The organism is Paracoccus sp. P2, assembly GCF_046335115.1.
Classification (GTDB): domain Bacteria; phylum Pseudomonadota; class Alphaproteobacteria; order Rhodobacterales; family Rhodobacteraceae; genus Paracoccus; species Paracoccus pantotrophus.
This window is the reverse complement of sequence record NZ_JBGOSN010000005.1, coordinates 119,419-138,154: the sequence shown is the minus strand read 5'-3', so window position 1 is coordinate 138,154 and position 18,736 is coordinate 119,419. Positions and strand designations below refer to the sequence as shown.

At 68.8% G+C, this 18,736-nt stretch carries 18 protein-coding genes and 1 tRNA gene; 13 read left to right on the top strand and 6 right to left on the bottom strand.

Going from position 1 to position 18,736, the window contains the following annotated elements; translation table 11 throughout:
* Nucleotides 1–94: 94 nt before the first annotated feature.
* The 3 genes from glyS to ACDP63_RS05315 are packed head-to-tail and all read right to left on the bottom strand — an operon-like array spanning nucleotide 95 to nucleotide 3,680.
* Nucleotides 95–2,251, bottom strand: coding sequence for a glycine--tRNA ligase subunit beta (glyS, locus tag ACDP63_RS05325; protein WP_024842936.1), 2,157 nt, complete (start codon nucleotides 2,249–2,251; stop codon nucleotides 95–97).
* A complete protein-coding gene (locus ACDP63_RS05320) occupies nucleotides 2,251–2,733 on the bottom strand; it encodes a DUF6446 family protein (protein ID WP_024842937.1) in 483 nt (160 codons plus the stop codon). The genes glyS and ACDP63_RS05320 overlap by 1 nt, the downstream gene beginning before the upstream one ends.
* Complete coding sequence (locus ACDP63_RS05315; RefSeq protein WP_024842938.1) at nucleotides 2,730–3,680, bottom strand: glycine--tRNA ligase subunit alpha; 951 nt, start codon at nucleotides 3,678–3,680, stop codon at nucleotides 2,730–2,732. The genes ACDP63_RS05320 and ACDP63_RS05315 overlap by 4 nt, the downstream gene beginning before the upstream one ends.
* Nucleotides 3,681–3,766: 86 nt before the next feature.
* Here ACDP63_RS05315 and ACDP63_RS05310 point away from each other — a divergent pair, with 86 nt between their 5' ends.
* Nucleotides 3,767–5,209, top strand: coding sequence for a peptidoglycan-binding domain-containing protein (locus ACDP63_RS05310; protein ID WP_028709906.1), 1,443 nt, complete (start codon nucleotides 3,767–3,769; stop codon nucleotides 5,207–5,209).
* 6 nt (nucleotides 5,210–5,215) lie between these two features.
* On the opposite strand, the gene ACDP63_RS05305 is transcribed toward ACDP63_RS05310, so the two are convergent.
* Nucleotides 5,216–6,664, bottom strand: a complete 1,449-nt coding sequence (locus tag ACDP63_RS05305; protein WP_024842940.1) for a TrkH family potassium uptake protein — start codon at nucleotides 6,662–6,664, stop codon at nucleotides 5,216–5,218.
* Between the two features lie 85 nt (nucleotides 6,665–6,749).
* Here ACDP63_RS05305 and ACDP63_RS05300 point away from each other — a divergent pair.
* From ACDP63_RS05300 to truA, 3 genes are all read left to right on the top strand, one after another.
* Nucleotides 6,750–6,823: transfer RNA gene (locus ACDP63_RS05300), tRNA-Gly, on the top strand.
* 308 nt (nucleotides 6,824–7,131) lie between these two features.
* Nucleotides 7,132–8,106 carry a 5-bromo-4-chloroindolyl phosphate hydrolysis family protein gene (locus tag ACDP63_RS05295; RefSeq protein WP_024842941.1) on the top strand — a complete coding sequence of 325 codons (975 nt, stop codon included), beginning with the start codon at nucleotides 7,132–7,134 and terminating at the stop codon, nucleotides 8,104–8,106.
* 2 nt (nucleotides 8,107–8,108) lie between these two features.
* Complete coding sequence (truA, locus tag ACDP63_RS05290) at nucleotides 8,109–8,900, top strand: tRNA pseudouridine(38-40) synthase TruA (RefSeq protein ID WP_024842942.1); 792 nt, start codon at nucleotides 8,109–8,111, stop codon at nucleotides 8,898–8,900.
* On the opposite strand, the gene ACDP63_RS05285 is transcribed toward truA, so the two are convergent.
* Together ACDP63_RS05285 and ACDP63_RS05280 are read right to left on the bottom strand one after the other, a co-directional pair.
* Nucleotides 8,897–9,835 (bottom strand): NAD-dependent epimerase/dehydratase family protein, encoded by a 939-nt coding sequence (locus ACDP63_RS05285; RefSeq protein ID WP_024842943.1) that lies wholly within the window; start codon nucleotides 9,833–9,835, stop codon nucleotides 8,897–8,899. The two genes, truA and ACDP63_RS05285, sit on opposite strands and share 4 nt — an antisense overlap.
* 122 nt (nucleotides 9,836–9,957) lie before the next feature.
* Complete coding sequence (locus ACDP63_RS05280; RefSeq protein ID WP_409927847.1) at nucleotides 9,958–10,707, bottom strand: sugar transferase; 750 nt, start codon at nucleotides 10,705–10,707, stop codon at nucleotides 9,958–9,960.
* A gap of 154 nt (nucleotides 10,708–10,861) precedes the next feature.
* Between ACDP63_RS05280 and ACDP63_RS05275 the strand changes: the two genes are divergently transcribed.
* The 9 genes from ACDP63_RS05275 (at nucleotide 10,862) to ACDP63_RS05235 (ending at nucleotide 18,723) form a co-directional block, all read left to right on the top strand.
* Nucleotides 10,862–11,317, top strand: a complete 456-nt coding sequence (locus tag ACDP63_RS05275) for a universal stress protein (protein WP_024842945.1) — start codon at nucleotides 10,862–10,864, stop codon at nucleotides 11,315–11,317.
* Between the two features lie 267 nt (nucleotides 11,318–11,584).
* The gene (locus tag ACDP63_RS05270) at nucleotides 11,585–12,139 is read left to right on the top strand and encodes a NifU family protein (RefSeq protein ID WP_024842946.1); all 555 of its coding nucleotides are present in this window, start codon (nucleotides 11,585–11,587) and stop codon (nucleotides 12,137–12,139) included.
* Nucleotides 12,132–12,725 carry a tRNA (adenosine(37)-N6)-threonylcarbamoyltransferase complex dimerization subunit type 1 TsaB gene (tsaB, locus tag ACDP63_RS05265; RefSeq protein WP_024842947.1) on the top strand — a complete coding sequence of 198 codons (594 nt, stop codon included), beginning with the start codon at nucleotides 12,132–12,134 and terminating at the stop codon, nucleotides 12,723–12,725. Before ACDP63_RS05270 ends, tsaB begins: the two co-directional genes overlap by 8 nt.
* A complete protein-coding gene (locus ACDP63_RS05260; protein WP_024842948.1) occupies nucleotides 12,722–13,123 on the top strand; it encodes a GNAT family N-acetyltransferase in 402 nt (133 codons plus the stop codon). Before tsaB ends, ACDP63_RS05260 begins: the two co-directional genes overlap by 4 nt.
* A 91-nt stretch (nucleotides 13,124–13,214) precedes the next feature.
* Nucleotides 13,215–14,201 (top strand): BMP family protein, encoded by a 987-nt coding sequence (locus ACDP63_RS05255; RefSeq protein WP_024842949.1) that lies wholly within the window; start codon nucleotides 13,215–13,217, stop codon nucleotides 14,199–14,201.
* Nucleotides 14,202–15,815, top strand: a complete 1,614-nt coding sequence (locus ACDP63_RS05250; RefSeq protein WP_024842950.1) for an ABC transporter ATP-binding protein — start codon at nucleotides 14,202–14,204, stop codon at nucleotides 15,813–15,815.
* A gap of 61 nt (nucleotides 15,816–15,876) precedes the next feature.
* Nucleotides 15,877–16,971, top strand: a complete 1,095-nt coding sequence (locus tag ACDP63_RS05245) for an ABC transporter permease (protein ID WP_028709904.1) — start codon at nucleotides 15,877–15,879, stop codon at nucleotides 16,969–16,971.
* On the top strand, nucleotides 16,971–17,936 hold the full coding sequence (locus tag ACDP63_RS05240) for an ABC transporter permease (RefSeq protein ID WP_024842952.1): 966 nt from the start codon (nucleotides 16,971–16,973) through the stop codon (nucleotides 17,934–17,936). The genes ACDP63_RS05245 and ACDP63_RS05240 overlap by 1 nt, the downstream gene beginning before the upstream one ends.
* Nucleotides 17,920–18,723, top strand: a complete 804-nt coding sequence (locus ACDP63_RS05235) for a purine-nucleoside phosphorylase (protein ID WP_024842953.1) — start codon at nucleotides 17,920–17,922, stop codon at nucleotides 18,721–18,723. The genes ACDP63_RS05240 and ACDP63_RS05235 overlap by 17 nt, the downstream gene beginning before the upstream one ends.
* Nucleotides 18,724–18,736 lie beyond the last annotated feature (13 nt).

The window sequence follows — 18,736 nt, the reverse complement described above, 5'->3', positions numbered from 1 at the left end:
GGGTGGCGGGGGCTTTGCCCCCAAGCGCCTGCCGCCCCCGGACGGGGCCGCAGGCGCTTTCCCCCAGGATATTTGGACAAGAAAGAAGCGGCGCTCAGCCCTCGATGCGGCCGAAATCGGCGATCAGCCGGCCGGCCTCGCGGATGCGCGACAAGAGGTTCAGCCGGTTGCGGCGGGTGATCTGGTTGTCGGTATTAATCTGCACCGCCTCGAAGAAGGCGTCGATGGGCGCGCGCAGGCTGGCGATGCCCTGGGTCGCGGCCTGGAAATCCTCGAGCCGGACGGCCTCGCGGATCGCCGGCTCGGCCTGGTCGAGGGCGGCGAACAGGCTGCGTTCCTCGTCGGTCTCGGCGAATTTCGGATCGGCGCCGAAGCTGTATTCGACGCCGTCCTTCTCTTCGGCCTGGGCGAGGATGTTGCCGGCGCGTTTCAAGCCCTGAAGCAGGTTGGCGCCGTCCTCGGTCTTCAGCACGTCGTTCAGCGCCGTGGCGCGGTTGACCAGAAGCACCAGGTCGTCGCTGCCGGGCATGTTCAGCACCGCGTCGATGATGTCGTGGCGGATGCCCTGGTCGCGCAGGTGGACCTTCAGGCGGTCGTGGAAGAAGTCTCGAAGCGTCCGGGCAACGGCTGCCGCCACCGAGACGGAAGAGACGATTTCCGTCATTGCCTGTTCGTCCGAAAGCCCGCCGGGGAACTGCTCTCTCTTACTATATTCGAATGTGGGCTGGATGGAGGCAGCCATCTCCGCAATGTCATCGAGATGAATTCGCAGATTATTGGTTGTGATTAGCCGGATCACCCCCAGCGCAGCGCGGCGCAGCGCGAAGGGATCTTTCGAGCCGGTGGGCTTTTCGTCGATGGCCCAGAAGCCGGTCAGCGTGTCGAGCTTGTCGGCCAGCGCCACCGCCACCGACACCGGCGCCGAGGGCACCGCGTCCGAGGGCCCCAAAGGCGAGTAATGGTCGCGGGCGGCGTCGGCCACCGGCTCGGGCAGGCCGGCCGCCAGCGCGTAGTAGCGGCCCATGATGCCTTGCAGTTCCGGGAACTCGCCGACCATCGCGGAACGCAGGTCGAGTTTCGCCACCCTGGCCGCCTGTTCCGCCTGATCCGGGTCGGCGCCGACCAGCGGCGCGATCTTGCGCGCCAGGGCGGCGATGCGGGCGATACGGTCGGCTTGCGAACCCAGCTTGCTCTGGAAGGTGACGTGCTTCAGCCCCTCGGCCCAGTCACCCATCCCGGCCTTGGCCTCGCGCAGGTCGTTGTCCCAGAAGAAGGCCGCATCGGACAGGCGCGCCGCCAGCACGCGCTGGTTGCCTTTCAGGATCGTCTCGCCATGGTCCGCGGTCTCGATATTCGCCACGGTGACAAAGCCCTCGATGCGGCCACTCTTGGGATTGCGGGCCGAGAAGAACTTCTGGTGCTCCTTCATCGAGGTTTGCAGCACCTCGGGCGGCAGCGCCAGGAAACGGTCCTCGATGGCGCCCATCAGGGCCACCGGCCATTCGACCAGGCCCGCGACCTCGGTCAGCAGGCCCTCGTCCGGCACGATCTCCCAGCCGCGGGCAAAGGCGAGGTTCGCCGCCTCCTGCCGGATCGCGGCCTCGCGTTCGGCGGGGTCCAGCATGACGCGGGCGCGGCGAAGTTTCGCGGCGTAATCCTCGAAGCCCGAAACGGCAATCTCCTCCGGCGCCATGAAGCGGTGGCCGCGGGTGGTGCTGCCGGCACGGATGCCCTCGATCTCCAGCGGCACCACGCTGGCGCCGGCTTCGTCCGAGAGCAGGCAGATGATGGAATGCAGCGGCCGCACCCAGCGCAGGCTGCCCGCGCCCCAGCGCATCGACTTGGGCCAGGGGAAGTCGCGGATCGTGCGTTCCAGCACCTCGGCCACGATCTCGGCGGCGGGGCGGCCGGGCTTCGTGACCACCGCGAACCAGACCTGGCCCTTCTTGTCGTCGCGCGCCTCCAGCTGCTCGCGGGTCAGCCCGGTCGAGCGCAGGAAGCCCTCCAGCGCCGCCTCGGGGGCGTCGGTGCGGGGGCCCTTGCGCTCCTCGCGCGTGGTCGGGCTTTGCGCGCTCAGCCCCTCGACGGCGAGCGCCAGCCGGCGCGGGGTCGAGAAGGCGCCGGCCGAGCGATAGGTCAGGCCTGCGTCGACCAGCCCGTCGGTGACGCGTTTCTTCAGATCCTCGCGGGCGCGGGCCTGCATCCGCGCCGGGATCTCCTCCGAGAAAAGCTCGATCAGAAGGTCGGGCATCAGTCCATCACTCCGCGTTCGGGGGTCTTGTCGTTGAATTGGTGCCAGGCAAAGGCGCGGCCGTCGGGATAGACCACGATCACCCGGTCCACGTCGGGGCGGATCTCGGCCTGGCCCAGCACGGCGCGCGCCGCGCCCGATTCCAGGTCGGCGGTCAGCGCCCGGGCGGAATAGCACTTGAACCAGCCCGGCCCGTTCAACGGCGTCGCGCCGTCATAGGGCGCGGCATCGGCCAGTTCGGCCGGATCCAGCGTGAAGCAGGCGCGATAGCGGATGGGCGAGCTTGCCGCGTCGATGGCCTTGAAATCCGCGACCGCGACCGGATGGGTGGCGCCCTGCGCGTCGGTGACGACGATGTCCTGCGCGCCGCTGATCTCGTCCACCGGGTCGTAGAAGCCATAGACCTGCAGATACCAGACGGCGAGGCCGGCCATGACGGCCACCAGCACCAGCATCGAGGCGACGATCTTGCCCGAACTCATGCCGCCGCCTCCGCTTGCAGGACCGCGGCCTCGGTGGTCACGAACAGGTCGGCGCAGCGTTTCGCCAGCGCGCGGACGCGGCCGATATAGGCCTGGCGTTCCGTGACCGAGATCACGCCGCGCGCGTCGAGCAGGTTGAACAGGTGGCTGGCCTTGATCGCCTGGTCATAGGCGGGATGCGCCATCGGGATGCGCCGCCCGGCGCCGTCCGTCTCGGCCGCGGCCAGGATGCGGTCGCATTCCGCCTCGGCATCCTTGAAATGCTGTAGCAGCATCTCCGTATCGGCCTGTTCGAAGTTCCAGCGGGAATATTCGCGCTCGGCCTGGCGGAAGACGTCGCCATAGCTCAGCGGGATCGGGCTGCCGGGCGGGTTGAAGGGCATGTCCATCACATGCTCGACCCCCAGCACATACATCGCCAGCCGCTCAAGCCCATAGGTCAGCTCGCCCGAAACCGGGCGGCAGTCATGCCCGCCGACCTGCTGGAAATAGGTGAACTGGCTGACTTCCATGCCGTCGCACCAGACCTCCCAGCCCAGCCCCCAGGCGCCCAGCGTCGGGCTTTCCCAGTCGTCCTCGACAAAGCGCACGTCGTGGATCATCGGGTCGAGGCCGATGGCCGCAAGGCTGCCCAGGTAAAGCTCTTGCAGGTTCGGCGGCGAGGGTTTGATGATGACCTGATACTGGTAGTAATGCTGTAGCCGGTTCGGGTTCTCGCCATAGCGCCCATCGGTCGGTCGGCGCGAGGGCTGGACATAGGCCGCGGCCCAGGGACGCGCGCCCAGGCTGCGCAGCGTCGTGGCCGGGTGGAAGGTGCCGGCGCCGACCTCCATGTCATAGGGTTGCAGCACCGCGCAGCCCTGTGCGGCCCAATAGGATTGCAGGCGCAGGATCACGTCCTGAAAGCAGACGGGTTTCGCCGTCTGATGGTCCTTTGGGCTGGTCATCGGGGCTTCCTTCGGCATAACTGGCAGGAAATGTCTGCCGCCTTCTAGGCAGAGGGCGGCGCAGGGTCAATGAGAGGGACATGCCCATGCGGCGCTTTGCATTCGTCATCGGTGCGGCTCTGCCGCTGTCTCTGGGCTTTGCCGCGCAGGCCGAGGATGTGCTGATCCGCATCGAGGCCAAGCGCGGCGCGCAGGCCGCGGCCGACACCGCCCGCAACTGGGGGGCGCAGTTTCCCGATGTCGTGACCTTCCCGCTGGCCGACGGCTGGGTCGGGATCGCGCTTGGCCCGATGCCGCGCGCAGAGGCGGCGGCGCGGCTGGAACAGCTGAAGCAGCAGCGCAAGGTGCCGGGCGACAGCTTCCTGGCCGCCGCCGAGGGACGCGAACTGACCCGGATCGGCGACGCGGCCGCCGAACCCGACGCCGATCCCCAGGCGGCGGCATCCGCCGGCAATGCCTCGACCTTCCCCCAGGCCCAGCCCGCGGCCACAGAGGACGAGCCCCTCCCCGGCGACCTGGCCGGCGCGGATGCGGCCCCGACCACCGATGCCGGCACCGCGGCTGAGCCCGCGCCCGAGCAGTTCTTCCTGCGCCTCGAATCCACCACCGACCGCGCGCGGGCCGAGGAATTGCTGGCGAAATGGCGCGAGACCCTGCCCGAGGCCGGGCTGTGGACCCTGCCGAACGGCCGGCTGGCCATCGGCTTCGGGCCGATGGATCGGGCGACCGGCACCGCCTGGCTCCAGGCGTTCCGGGATGCGGGCGCCGTGCCCAGGGACGCCTTCCTCGCGCCGGGCGAGGAGATGGGCGAGATCGCGATCATCGGCAAGGTGCCGGATCTGGGCGCCCCCCCTGCCCCGGATGCGGCGCCGGTGCCCATGCCGCCGCTCGAACAGATCCAGCGCGCCCTGCGTTGGGCCGGCCATTACGACGGCGCCATCGACGGCAAGGACGGCCCCAAGACTCGCGCCGCCATGGCCGAGGAAATCCTGCGCCTGCGCACCTCGCCCGATACCGCGACCGCCATGACCGAACTGATCCGCCGCCGCGAGGCCTGGCGGGCCGAGATGGGCCTGGCCGAGCTGCGCGACGCCCATACCGGCCTGATGCTGCCCGCGCCGATGGAAAAGCTGCAATTCGACCGCGCCGAGCGCGCGCTGTCGATCTATGGGCCCAAGGACGGCTCGGGCGCGGCGCTGATCCTGTTCAGCCAGCCCGGCGGCCAGCAGGAGATGCTGGACCTGACCGGCCTCGTCACCGCGCTCGGCTGGGTGCCGGCACCCGAGCGCAAGGTGGAACGCGGCAGCGTCGTGCTGGACGGCCGAAACCAGACCCATATCGGCCATGCCGAGGGCCGGGTGGTCGATGGCCGCGTGCAGGGCTTCGTGCTGATCTGGCCGGTCTCGGACCCCGAGAACCAGCACCGGCTGGCGGCCGAGATCTCGGACAGTCTGGCCCGCTTCGCCCCCGGCGCGGCCGAGGCCCAGCCCGAAGCCCCGGCCATCGCCCCGGCCGCAGCGCAGGACTAGGCGGCTCTAGGCCCGCCAGAACCGCGGCAAAAACAGCACCAGCACCGAGATCAGCTCCAGCCGGCCCAGATACATCCCCCAGATCATCAGCCATTTCGATGCGGTGGGAAAATCCGTCACCGCCCCCTCGGGCGTCAGTTCCGGCCCCCAGACCACGCCGACATTGGCGATGGCGGTCCAGGCCGCGGTCAGCGCCGTGCGCGGATGCAGCCCGGTCAGCGCCAGCCCGACGATCAGCAGACCGAAGGACAGGATGAACAGGGTAAAGAAGGCCATGACCGAATCGACCACGTCCTCCTCCAGCGGGCGGCCACCGTAAAGCAGCGGGAACACCCGGTGCGGCGATTGCATGCGCTTGAGCTGCGCCTTGACCGCCTGGAACAGCACCAGATAGCGGAACACCTTGACCGAGCACGAGGTCGAGCCGGTGCAGCCACCGATCAGCCCGACCACGATCAGGATGACAAAGGGGAAATGCCCCCATTGCGTCACGTCGGCCGAGGCAAAGCCCGTGCCGGAAAAGGTCGAGACGACGTTGAACGTGGTCTCGCGGATCACGTCGAACGGATTCTTCGCCTTGAGCCAGAGCAGGCGGTAAAGCACCACCAGCGCGATGGCATAGAAGGTCCAGCGCAGATAGGCCCGGACCTGGATGTCGCGCCAGATCGGCTCGGCCGAGCCGCGGATCAGCTGCACCATGCGGATGAAGGGGATCGAGGCCAGGATCATGAAGAAGGCGGCGGCATATTCCGCCGGCCCGATGAAGGGCGCGAAACTGGCGTCGTAATGGGAAAACCCGCCGGTCGAGCAGGTGGACAGCGCCAGCACCAGCGCATCGAAGCCCTTCATGCCCAGCAGGATATAGACCACCATGCAACTGGCGGTCATGGCGATATAGACCCCGGTCATCTCGCGCGCGATGTCGAAGGCGCGGGGCAGGATCTTGCCCAGCGTGTCGAAACCCTCGGAGCGAAAGAACTGCATGCCGCCGACCTTCATCACCGGCAGGAAGATCATGGCGACCACGATGATCCCCAGCCCCCCCGCCCAGTTCAGGAAGGCCCGCCACAGGTTCGTGCCCTTGGGCAGGTTGTCGAGATCGGGGAACGCGGTGGTGCCGGTGGTGGTGACGCCCGACATGGCCTCGAAATAGGCATCGGTGAAGCCGGCCTGAGGCGCGCCCAGCATGAAGGGCAGCGCGCCGGCCACCGGCACCACCAGCCACAGCATCGCGGTCAGCAGGAAGACCTGCTGGATGGTCAGCGACTTGTCCTTTTGCCGCGTGGACAGCGCCACCAGCCCGCCGGCCAGCATGGTCAGGATGCCGCATTCCAGGAAGATCAGCCAATGCGGGTCGCCATGCCACCAATCGACCAGCATGGGCAGCCCCATCGCCGCCCCCAGCGTGACGACGACCTTGCCGACGATATTGGCCACGGGACGGATATCGATCATGCCGCCTGCTTGCCCCGCCGGCATGCGACCGTCAAGCGCGCGACGCTTGCACGAGCCCGCGCCAGCCCCTATAGAAAGGCGCAACGCGGGTGTAGCTCAATGGTAGAGCAGCAGCCTTCCAAGCTGAATACGTGGGTTCGATTCCCATCACCCGCTCCAATTTGCCCCGCATGCCGCAACCAGCCGCCCCAGGCCGGCTTTCTCCGTTTTGCAAATACTCCGGGGGGAGCGCCTCATGCGCCCCGTCGAGGGGCGCTTGAGGCGCGGGGGGCAGAGCCCCCGGCCGCCGCGCCCTTCCGTTCCGGCACCCAAGGCCCTATATCCTGCGGGCAAGATTGCCCGACCAACCGACCGACGCGCCGAAAGGAAGCCCATGTCCCGCAAAGCCATGCAGCGCCTGTCCTTCTTTCTGCTGATGGGCCTGACGCTCTATGCCGCCTTCCTGGGCGCGGGCTGAGGGGGCGGCGATGGCAAGGCGTTTCGGCGGCCGCTTCTCGCCGCAGCCCCGGCCGGACGGAACCGGCCCGCGCATACCCGCCCGCCCCGCGCCGGGCGAGATCCGGCATCCGCTGGAATCGCGCACCCGCTGGGTCACGATCATGGCGACCCCTTTCCTCATCAGCGCCTTCTGGCAGGATCCGGCCGGGCTCGCCCTGCATCTCGTCGCCTTCGGCAGCCTCGCCTGGGGCATGTGGATGACGCGCCAGGGCTTGCAGGCCGAGGCTGCCTATGACGCCCGCCGCGTCGCCCGCCGCCCAGCGATCCCGCGCAAGCTCTTCGGCGGCATCCTGACCGGGCTCGGCCTTGCCATCGGCGCCTGGGTGCCGGGCGCCGATGCCGGCGCCGGGGTGATCGGCGTCGCCGGCGCCATGCTGCACTGGCTCGCCTTCGGCAGCGACCCGATGCGCGACAAGGGCATGGAAGGCGTCGACGGCGTCCGACAGGACCGCGCCCAACGCATCCTGGCCGAGGGCGAGGCGCATCTGAAGGCCATGCAGGATGCCATCCTGCGCACCGGCGACCGCCGGCTCGAGGCCCGCGTCGCCATGTTCGCCGCCGCCGCGCGCGCGCTTTTCGCCCATGTCGAGGACAATCCCGAAACCATCGCCGCGCTGCGCCGCTATCTCAGCGTCTACCTGCAGGGCGCGCGCGACGCGACGGTCAAGTTCGCCGATCTCTACGCCCAGACCCGCGACCCGCGTACGCGCCAGGATTACGAGACGCTGCTGGACGACCTGGAAACCGAATTCGCCGCCCGCAGCGCCCGGCTGCTGGAAGGCGGCCGCACCGACCTGGACATCGAGATCAGTGTGCTGCGCGACCGGCTGGCACGCGAAGGCGTAAGGCCCCGGCCCGCGCCCGCAGAACCCGCCGAATTGCAGCGCCCGATGACGCTTGATGACCTGCTGATCCCGCACGAATCGGAAAAGCCGCGCCGCTAGCCATGCCCCGCTTCGCCCTGTTGATCGAATATGACGGCGGCCCCTTCGCCGGCTGGCAGGCCCAGGCCGACCGGCCCAGCGTGCAGGGCGCCGTCGAGGCGGCGCTCGGCCGGCTCGACCCCGGCTTCGCGGCCGGGGCGCGGATCGCGGCGGCCGGGCGCACCGATGCCGGGGTCCATGCCACCGGCCAGGTCGCCCATGCCGACCTGCAGCGCGACTGGGATCCGTTCCGGCTGTCCGAGGCGCTGAACTGGCACCTGAAACCCGCCCCCGTCGCCATCCTGGCCGCAGCGCGGGTGGCGGACGACTTCCACGCCCGATTCTCGGCGCATGAGCGGCGCTACCTGTTCCGGCTGGTCTCGCGCCGCGCACCGCTGACGCATGACCGCGGCCGCGCCTGGCAGGTGGCGCATCCGCTGGACCTGGCGGCCATGCGCGCCGGCGCGGCGCATCTGCTGGGCCGGCACGATTTCACCACCTTCCGCTCGACCATGTGCCAGGCGAAAAGCCCGGTGAAGACGCTGGACCAACTGACCATCGAGGAAGCCCGGATCCCGCAGGGCCGCGAATACCGCTTTACCCTGCGGGCGCGGTCATTCCTGCACAACCAGGTGCGCTCGATCGTCGGCACGCTGGAGCGGGTCGGCGCCGGCGCCTGGCCGCCCGGCCGCGTGGCCGAGGCGCTGGCCGCATGCGACCGCGCCGCCTGCGGACCGGTCTGCCCGTCGCAGGGGCTTTACCTGACCGGGGTGGGCTATGAGCCCCCGCCCTTTCCCGAGGGCCCGCTGAACTAGCCGGCCGCGACCAGCGCGTCCCAGAGCCTGTCCAGCCCGGATCGCATATCCGTGGCGGCGGCGAAGCCCAGCCGGTCGCGCGCGGCCTGCGGACAGCCGCAAGAGGCACGGATGTCTCCGGAACGCGCCGGCGCGTGTTCGATGGCGCTGGCCCCCCGCCCGGCAATGGCGTCGATCTGGCGCACCAGCTCCAGCAGCGTTGTCTCGGTCCCGGTGCAAAGGTTGAAGACCTGGGCGCCCGGCGCCTGGCCGGCCAGGTCGCGAGCACGCAACAGACCCTCGACCACGTCGGCGACACAGATGAAATCCCGGCTCTGCTGCCCATCGCCAAAGATCACCTGCGGCCGGTCCGCCAGCCGGTTGGCGCAGAATTTCGAGATCACCCCGGCATAGGGCGAGGCCGCATCCTGGCGCGGGCCATAGACATTGAAGAAGCGCAGCCCGACCGAGGGCAGGCCATGCACCTCGGCCATGGCGGCGGCCTGATGCTCGGCGGCCAGCTTGTCGGCGGCATAGGGCGAGATCGGCAGGGGCAGGTCGGTTTCGCGGCATGTCGCGCCCGCGCGGTTGCCGTAGATCGCCGCCGAGGAGGCATGGACGACCGGGATATTGCCGGCCCGATGCGCCGCATGCAGCACGGCGATGGTGCCGCCCAGGTTGACGCGATGCGCCCCCATCCAGTCCGAGATGCAAAGCTGCACCGAAACCCGCGCGGCAAGGTGAAAGATGCAATCCACCCCGGCCAGCAGCCTGCCGAGCAGATCGGCGTCACAGACATCGCCCCGGACCAGCCGCACCTGCGGGGGCAGGTTGTCCGCCCTGCCGCTGGACAGGTCATCGAGGACGACGACCTCCTCTCCGGCGGCGAGCAACCGGTCGACGAGGTGGCTGCCGATGAACCCTGCCCCTCCGGTAACGAGCGCCTTACGCTGCAAGCCTTTCCCTTTCCGTTTCCGCGCCGGTCGCGTCAGGATCCTGTGGGTCTACGACGGATATGCCGCCATAACGCCCGGCGGGGGCGGGGGATCCGCGAAGATCGGAAAAATCGCCGCGGACCTTACTTGCGGCCGCGGCGCCGGGGCCGCTCGTCCTTGTAAAGCACGATCAGCACGGTGCGCCAGATGATCCACAGATCCAGCGCCAGCGTCCGGTTCCTCTGGTAGATCAGGTCGATCTTGAGCTTGGTGGGCAGGCAGCGCCGGGCATAGGCGGCCTCGGTCGCCTCGGCGCTCTTGCAGCGGCGCAGGATGCGGTCCTCGTGGCGGTGGTAGATCAGCGTCGCCAGGCCGGTGACGCCGGGGCGGCTTTTCAGCACCTGGCCATAGACCGCGGGATAGCGTTCGACATATTCGCGGATGGTCGGGCGCGGCCCGACGAAGCTCATGTCGCCCTTGAGGATGTTGAACAGCTGCGGCAATTCGTCGATGCGGGTGCGGCGCATGAAATGGCCCAGCGGCGTGATGCGCCAAGCCTTGTGCGCGCCGGTCACGCCGAAATCGCCCTCTTGCCGCAACATGGTGCGGAACTTGAGATGGGTGAAGGTCCGCCCCGGCGCCGCCATCCGCGGCGCCGCGTAAAAGATCGGCCGTCCCTGCACGACCAGCAGGATCAGGGCAAAGGCCGCCATGACGATGGACAGCGGCACCAGGGCCAGCAGCGCCAGGGTGATGTCGAATACCCGTTTCGACAGGGGCATGGTGGTCATGGCGGGGGGATGCACATGGTCCTTGAACCACGACATCTCGTCTTGGGCCACTGTGGCGAGCCGCGCAATGTCGGCTTTTTCCCAGTCCTGGAGAATCGTCACAATTCTGTCCCGCATTTGGCTTGTGGCTACCATCCTCCCCCTACCATAGCACTCGTTAATTTTGAATGAGCGCAAGGGATAAACTGCGCCGCACTTGCGCAAACCCCAGCTTTCGGCCAGTCTTTGCTCATTCTGGGGCAACCGGGGCGGATTCATGCGGAAATTTCTGGTGGTTCTGGACGATTCCCGCGAATGCCTGAACGCCATCCGCTATGCCGCCCTGCGCGCGGCCAAGACCGGCGGCGGGGTGCAGGTACTCGCGGTCATTCCGACCACGGCCATCCAGCACGGCATGGGCGTCGCCGACGTGATGCGCGCCGAAGCCTATGAGCGGATCGAGGCACATTACGAGGTCTTTGCCAAATGGATGCGCGACCGTCCCGGCATCGAGCCGGAACTGGTGGTGCGCGAGGGCGAGCCGGGCGCCGAGCTTCTGGCCCAGATCCACGACGATCCCGAGATCGGCGTGGTGGTGCTGGCCGCCTCGACCGAAAGCGCGGGGCCGGGACCGCTGGTCACCCGGCTGACGCGCGAGGTGGCAAACCTGCCCTGCCCCGTCACCATCGTGCCCGGCGACATCTCGCGCGAACGGCTGGAGCAGATCACCTGACGAACCGCCCGCTGCGGCGGATGGTCGCTGCGCCTGGCCGACGCCTGGTCCCGGCACCGTTGCCGCGCCGGCGCGGCCGGAATGACCCCCGGCACCGTGCAGATCGCGTCCCTGCCGCGCTGGCGGGCAGCCCTTTCGGCCATGCCCATGGCGATTTCTGCACATGCTGTTTCTTCGCGTGCTCAAGGCCGCCCGCCCGCCGTGCGGCCCTCCGACTTGACTTGTCCGCCCTTCGATCCCCATATCCGCCACAAAGGAGCCCGCGCCATGTTCATCCAGACCGAAACCACCCCGAACCCCGCGACGCTGAAGTTCCTGCCGGGCGAAACCGTCCTGGGCAGCGGCACCGCCGATTTTCCCGCAGCCGAGGCCGCCGCGACCAGCCCGCTGGCGCGCCGCATCTTTGCCGTGCCAGGCGTGACCGGGGTTTTCCTCGGCTCGGATTTCGTGACCGTGACCAAGGCCGAGGACGCGGTCTGGGACCATCTGAAGCCCTCGGTCCTGGGCGCGATCATGGAGCATTACCAGTCCGGCGCCCCAGCCATCGAGGGCGCGACCGCCAGCGCCCATAACGACCAGGACGGCCCCGACGCAGAAATCGTCAACCAGATCAAGGAACTGCTGGATACGCGCGTGCGCCCGGCCGTGGCGCAGGACGGCGGCGACATCACCTTCCACGGCTTCGACCGCGGCGTGGTCTATCTGCACATGCAGGGCGCCTGCGCCGGCTGCCCCTCGTCCACGCTGACGCTGAAGATGGGCATCGAGAACCTGCTTCGCCACTACATCCCCGAAGTGACCGAGGTGCGGCCCGTTGGCTGAGGCGCTTTCGCTGGGCTTCGACACATCGGCCGCGCATTGCGCGGCCGCTTTGCTGCAAGGCGACCGCCTGCTGGTCCAGCGCCAGGAAGACATGGCCCGCGGCCAGGCCGAGCGGCTGTTTCCGCTGCTGGAAGAGCTGCTGGTCGAGGCGGACCTGGGCTGGCGCGACCTGTCCGTCATCGGCTGCGGCATCGGGCCGGGCAATTTCACCGGCATCCGCATCTCGGTCGCGGCGGCGCGGGGGCTGGCGCTGTCGCTGGGCATCCCCGCCATCGGCGTCAGCGCGACCGAGGCCGCCGCACATGGCCTGCCCCGCCCCTGCCGCGTCGCGCTGCCCGCGCGTGCGGGCGAGGTGATCTGGCAGGATTTCGGCACCGGGCAGGCCACCCGGCCGCAACAGGCCCCCGCGCATGATTTGCCGCCCGGCCCCGCACCCCTGCCCGCGGTGATGCCGCTGGCCGAGGCCATCGCCCGCATCGCCGCCGCCCGCCGCGACCAGCCGGACCTGCCGCGCCCGGCGCCGATCTATCTGCGCCCGGCCGATGCCGCGCCGGCGCGCGACCGCGGCCCGCTGATCCTGTCATGACGCCCGACGACCTGGCGGCGTTGCACGGCCGCTGCTTTGCCGCGCATCCGCGGCCCTGGACGGCGGCCGAGTTCCAGGCGTTGCTGGCCGGCCCGCCGAATTTCCTGCTGACCCGGCCGCAAGCCTTCCTGCTGGGCCGCGCCATCGCGGACGAGGCCGAGCTGCTGACGCTGGCCGTCGCGCCCGAGGCGCGGCGGCAGGGGCTGGCCTCGGCGCTGCTGGCCGAATTCGCCGCCACGTCACGGGCGCACGGCGCGCGCGAGGCCTTCCTGGAGGTCGCGGCGGACAATGCGGCCGCCATGGCGCTTTATGCCGGCGCGGGCTGGGAAACCCTTGGAAAGCGGCGGAATTACTACGCGCCCGGCCTGGATGCGGTGCTGATGCGGCGCACCCTCTGACCCAAGACAAGATTGTTGACGGATTCCGGCCCATGCGCCCTAATCCGAACATCCTGGGCCGACTCGCCCGCAAACCGTCTTGAGGTCCGACATGTCCCTGATGAAATCCCTGCTCGCCGGCGCCTGCCTGACCCTGCTGCCCGTCGCAGCCCTGGCCGATCCGGCGCTGATCTTCGATCTGGGCGGCAAGTTCGACAAATCCTTCAACGAGGCCGCCTATAACGGCGCCGAACGCTGGAAGGCCGAGACCGGGGGCACCTACAAGGAACTGGAGATGCAATCCGAGGCGCAGCGCGAACAGGCCCTGCGCCGGCTGGCACAATCGGGCGCCAATCCCATCGTGATGACCGGCTTTGCCTTTGGCGAGGTGCTGGCCAAGATCGCGCCGGATTATCCCGACACGAAATTCGTCATCATCGACATGGTGGTCGAGCAGCCCAACGTGCAATCCGTGGTCTTTACCGAGGAGCAGGGCTCGTACCTGGCCGGCGTCGCCGCGGCGCTGGCGTCGAAATCGGGCACGGTGGGCTTCATCGGCGGCATGGACATCCCGCTGATCCACAAATTCGAATGCGGCTATGCCCAGGGCTTCAAGGCCACCCGGCCGGACGGCAAGCTGATCATCAACTATACCGGCACCACCCCCGCCGCCTGGAACGACCCGGTGAAGGGGGGCGAGCTGCTCAAGGCGCAGGTCTCGCAGGGGGCGGACGTGGTCTATGCCGCGGCGGGCGGAACCGGCATCGGCGTCTTGCAGGCGGCGGCGGATGCTGGCGTGCTGTCGATCGGCGTGGACAGCAACCAGAACCACCTGCATCCGGGCCAGGTGCTGACCTCGATGGTCAAGGGCGTGGATGTTTCCGTCTACGAGGCCTTCAAGGCCGGGACCGAGGTCGAGCCGGGCGTCCGGGTCATGGACCTGGCTTCGGGCGGGGTGTCGCTGGCCATGGACGACAACAACAAGCCGCTGATCTCGGACGAGATCGCCACCGCCGTCGACGCCGCCGCCCAGGCCATCGAATCGGGCGGGATCAAGGTGCATGACTACATGACCGACAATACCTGCCCGGTGCAGTAGATGACGGCCGCGCCCGCCCCGGCGATCGAATTGCGCGGGATTTCCAAGGCTTTCGGGCCGGTGCAGGCCAACAAGGACATCGACCTGGTCGTGCGGCGCGGCACGATCCACGGCATCATCGGCGAAAACGGCGCCGGGAAATCGACGCTGATGTCGATCCTTTACGGTTTCTACCGCCCCGATACCGGAGAGATCCAGATCGGCGGCCAGCCCGTCGCCATCGCCGACAGCCAGGCCGCGATCCGCGCCGGCATCGGCATGGTGTTCCAGCATTTCAAGCTGGTGCAGAACTTCACCGTTCTGGAAAACGTGATCCTGGGCGCCGAGGACGGCGGGCTCCTGCATCCCTCGCTGGCCCGCGCGCGCGGCACGTTGAAGCGGCTGGCCGCCGAATACGGCTTGCAGGTCGATCCCGATGCGCTGGTCGAGGAACTGTCGGTCGGCCACCAGCAGCGGGTCGAGATCCTGAAGGCGCTGTATCGCCAGGCCGACATCCTGATCCTGGACGAGCCAACCGGCGTGCTGACCCCCGCCGAGGCCGACCACCTGTTCCGCATCCTGCGCGGGCTCAAGGACGAGGGCAAGACCATCATCCTGATCACCCACAAGCTGCGCGAGATCATGGAGATCACCGACAATGTCTCGGTCATGCGGCGCGGCGAGATGGTGGCCTCGGTCAAGACCGCCGAGACCAGCCCGACCGAGCTGGCCGAGCTGATGGTGGGCCGCAAGGTGCTGTTGCGGGTGGAAAAGCCACCCGCCCGGCCGGGCGCGCCGGTGCTGGAAGTGCGGGGGTTGCGCATGGTCGATGCCGAGGGCGTCGAGCGGCTGCGCGGCATCGACCTGGAGATCCGGGCAGGCGAGATCCTGGGCATCGCCGGCGTGGCTGGCAACGGCCAGACGCAACTGCTGGAGATCCTGGGCGGCTTTCCCGAGGCGGGGGCAAAGCTTCAGGGCGAGATCCGGCTCAATGGCCGGCCCTTGCCGCTGCATGGTCCGGAGGCCGACGGCCGCGCGCGGCGCCGCGCCGGCATCGGCCATGTTCCCGAGGACCGGCAGGCCGAAGGGCTGATCATGGATTTCACCGCCTGGGAGAACACGGCCTTCGGCTATCACCACGCGCCCGAGTTCCAGCGCGGCCCGTTGATGGACAATGCCGCCATCCGCGCCGATGCCATGGCCAAGATCGAGCGTTTCGACATCCGCCCGCCGGACCCGGACCTTACGGCCCGGAATTTCTCGGGCGGCAACCAGCAGAAGATCGTGGTCGCGCGCGAGGTCGAGCGCAACCCGGACTTGCTGCTGATCGGCCAGCCGACGCGCGGGGTTGATATCGGCGCCATCGAGTTCATCCACAAGCGCATCCTGGCGCTGCGCGATGCCGGCAAGGCGGTGTTGCTGGTCTCGGTCGAGCTCGACGAGATCATGGCGCTGTCGGATCGCATCGCGGTGATGTTCGACGGTCGCGTCATGGGCGAGCGCCCGGCCGAAGGGGCGACGACCGGAGATCTGGGCTGCCTGATGGCCGGGGTCGATCCCGCCCTGACGCCGCCCGAGGCGGCGATCCCGCCGGCGGCCGCGCCGGCGACGGATGCCGGCGGCGGTGCGGGATGAGCCGTCGCATGCCTCCGGCGGGGGTATTTGGAAAACGGAGAAAACCGGGAGAGGCGGGCTGATGGAGCGAATGCCGAAATGGGCGGATGTGATCCTGACGCCGCTGATTTCTCTGGTGCTGGCCTTTGGCATCTCGGCACTGGTGATCCTGGCTATCGGTGAAGATCCCGTCGAGGCGCTGAAGGTGATGGTCCAGGGCGCACTGGGATCCAGCTATGGTTGGGGCTTCACCCTGTATTACACAACGAATTTCATCTTCACCGGCCTGGCGGTCATGGTCGCCTATCATGCCGGGCTGTTCAACATCGGCGGCGAGGGGCAGGCCGCCCTGGGGGGCCTGGGCGTCGCGCTGGTGGTACTGGCCCTGCCCTGGCCGCATTGGGCCTTCGCTCTGCCGGCGGCGGCGGTCGGGGCGGCGCTGTTCGGGGCGCTTTGGGCGCTGATCCCGGCCTGGCTGCAGGCCCGGCGCGGCAGCCATATCGTCATCACCACCATCATGTTCAATTTCATCGCCGCGGCGCTGCTGAACTATGTCCTGGTCAACCTGCTGCGGCCCGTGGGCAGCATGGACCCGGCCTCGGCCCGGTTCCCCGCGGCGGCGCATCTGCCGAAGCTTTCGGACATGGCGCTGGGGCTCGGCTTCGAATGGGGCCGGAACACGCCCGCCAATGTCACCTTCTTCGTCGCCATCGCCGCCTGCCTGCTGGTCTGGCTGCTGATCTGGCATACGCGGCCGGGCTATGAGATCCGCGCCTTCGGCAAGTCCGAACAGGCGGCGCTTTACGCCGGCATCTCGCCGGTGCGGATCACGGTCCTGGCCATGCTGGTCTCGGGGGCGCTGGCCGGGCTGATGGCGATCAACAACGTCATGGGCGAGGCCGAGCGGCTGATGCTGAACGCGGTCGAGGGCGCCGGCTTCATCGGCATCGCCGTGGCGCTGATGGGCCGCAACCACCCGTTCGGGGTATTCCTGGCGGCGCTGCTCTTCGGCTTCCTCTACCAGGGCGGGGGCGAACTGGCGCTGTGGACCTCGATCCCGCGCGAGCTGATCGTGGTCATCCAGGCGCTGGTGATCCTGTTCACCGGGGCGCTGGACAACATGGTGCGCATGCCGCTGGAACGGCTGTTCACGGCGCTGCGCCGGAAGGGGGCGTGATGGATTTCGCGACCGTGATCCAGATCCTCGATTCAGCGGTGCGGCTGATGACGCCCCTGCTGCTGGCCTGCCTGGCCGGGCTTTATTCGGAGCGCGCCGGGGTCTTCGATATCGGGCTGGAAGGCAAGATGCTGATGGCGGCCTTCACCTCGGCCTCGGTCGCCTATGCCACCGGCAGCGCCTGGCTGGGGCTGCTGGCCGGGATCGCCGGCGCCGCGGCCATGGCCGGGCTGCATGGCCTCGCCTCGATCAGCTTTCGCGGCAACCAGCTGATCTCGGGCGTGGCGATCAACTTCCTCGCCTCGGGGCTGACGGTGCTTCTGGGGCAGAAGATCTTCGGGCTGGGCGGGCGCACGCCCTCGCTCTCCGGCGCGGCGCGGTTCGGCGAGATCACCCTGCCCTTCGCCGACAGCCTGCGCCCGGTGCCGGTGATCGGGCCGGTCTATGCCGAGCTGATCTCGGGCCACACCATCCTGGTCTATATCGCCTTCGCCATGGTGCCGCTGACCTGGTGGGTGCTCTATCGCACCCGCTTCGGGTTGCGGCTGCGCGCGGTGGGCGAGAACCCGGCCTCGGTCGATACCGCTGGCGTCTCGGTCACCCGGCTGCGCTTTGCCGCCGTGATGATCTGCGGGGTGCTTTGCGGCCTCGCAGGCGCCTATCTCGCCACCGGCATCTCGGCCGGTTTCGTCAAGGAGATGACCGCCGGGCGCGGCTTCATCGCGCTGGCGGCGCTGATCTTCGCCAAGTGGCGGCCATGGAGCGCGCTTTTCGCCACCTTCCTGTTCGGGCTGATGGAGGCGGTGGCGAACCGCTTCCCGAATCTCGACCTGGGGGTGGTGACCGTGCCCTCGATGTTCATGAACGCCCTGCCCTATATCCTGACCGTCATCATCCTGGCCGGCTTCGTCGGCCGCGCCATCCCGCCCCGCGCCGGAGGAGAGCCCTATGTCAAGGAACGCTGAACTCGCCGATCTGATCCGCAGCCGGGCGGGGGACGCGCCGCCGGAATACGGGCTGATCCTCGGCTCGGGGCTCGGGCATCTGGCGGCGGCGGTCGAGGGCGTGGCGATCCCCTATTCCGACCTGCCGGGCTTTCCGCATGCCGGGGTGTCGGGCCATGTGCCGCAACTGGTCGTCGGACAGCTGGAGGGGCGGCGGGTCGCGGTCCTGGGCGGGCGGGCGCATTACTACGAATCCGGCCGCGCCGATGTCATGCGCCTGCCGCTGGAGGTGCTGAAGGCACTCGGCACCCGGCAGCTGATCCTGACCAATGCAGCGGGCAGCCTGCGCGCCGAGATGCCGCCGGGATCCCTGATGCTGCTGTCGGACCACATCGCCTTCGCCGGCACCAATCCGCTGATCGGGGAACCCAGCGAGGCGCGCTTCGTGCCGATGACCGACGCCCATGACCCGGGCCTCCGCGCCGGGCTCAGGGCCGCCGCCGAGGCCGATGGGATCGCGCTGCCCGAGGGGGTCTATTGCTGGTTCTCGGGGCCTTCCTTCGAGACCCCGGCCGAGATTCGCGCCGCCCGCATCCTGGGCGCCGATGCGGTCGGCATGTCCACCGTGCCCGAGGTGATCCTGGCGCGCTTCCTGGGCCTGCGCTGCGCCGCCGTCTCGGTCATCACCAATATGGGCGCCGGCCTCTCGGACGAATCGATCAGCCACGAACATACCAAGGCCATGGCGCCGCTGGGCGCGGCCAAGCTGGAACGCATCCTGCGCCGCTTCCTTGGCCAGGGCGCCTGACCCCGGCTTCTTT

Bases quoted from the DNA above. Each gene is read 5' to 3' on its own strand.
- glyS (WP_024842936.1), bottom strand. From the start codon at position 2,251: ATGCCCGACCTTCTGATCGAGCTTTTCTCGGAGGAGATCCCGGCGCGG.
- ACDP63_RS05320 (WP_024842937.1), bottom strand. From the start codon at position 2,733: ATGAGTTCGGGCAAGATCGTCGCCTCGATGCTGGTGCTGGTGGCCGTC.
- ACDP63_RS05315 (WP_024842938.1), bottom strand. From the start codon at position 3,680: ATGACCAGCCCAAAGGACCATCAGACGGCGAAACCCGTCTGCTTTCAG.
- ACDP63_RS05310 (WP_028709906.1), top strand. From the start codon at position 3,767: ATGCGGCGCTTTGCATTCGTCATCGGTGCGGCTCTGCCGCTGTCTCTG.
- ACDP63_RS05305 (WP_024842940.1), bottom strand. From the start codon at position 6,664: ATGATCGATATCCGTCCCGTGGCCAATATCGTCGGCAAGGTCGTCGTC.
- ACDP63_RS05295 (WP_024842941.1), top strand. From the start codon at position 7,132: ATGGCAAGGCGTTTCGGCGGCCGCTTCTCGCCGCAGCCCCGGCCGGAC.
- truA (WP_024842942.1), top strand. From the start codon at position 8,109: ATGCCCCGCTTCGCCCTGTTGATCGAATATGACGGCGGCCCCTTCGCC.
- ACDP63_RS05275 (WP_024842945.1), top strand. From the start codon at position 10,862: ATGCGGAAATTTCTGGTGGTTCTGGACGATTCCCGCGAATGCCTGAAC.
- ACDP63_RS05270 (WP_024842946.1), top strand. From the start codon at position 11,585: ATGTTCATCCAGACCGAAACCACCCCGAACCCCGCGACGCTGAAGTTC.
- ACDP63_RS05260 (WP_024842948.1), top strand. From the start codon at position 12,722: ATGACGCCCGACGACCTGGCGGCGTTGCACGGCCGCTGCTTTGCCGCG.
- ACDP63_RS05255 (WP_024842949.1), top strand. From the start codon at position 13,215: ATGTCCCTGATGAAATCCCTGCTCGCCGGCGCCTGCCTGACCCTGCTG.
- ACDP63_RS05250 (WP_024842950.1), top strand. From the start codon at position 14,202: ATGACGGCCGCGCCCGCCCCGGCGATCGAATTGCGCGGGATTTCCAAG.
- ACDP63_RS05245 (WP_028709904.1), top strand. From the start codon at position 15,877: ATGGAGCGAATGCCGAAATGGGCGGATGTGATCCTGACGCCGCTGATT.
- ACDP63_RS05240 (WP_024842952.1), top strand. From the start codon at position 16,971: ATGGATTTCGCGACCGTGATCCAGATCCTCGATTCAGCGGTGCGGCTG.
- ACDP63_RS05235 (WP_024842953.1), top strand. From the start codon at position 17,920: ATGTCAAGGAACGCTGAACTCGCCGATCTGATCCGCAGCCGGGCGGGG.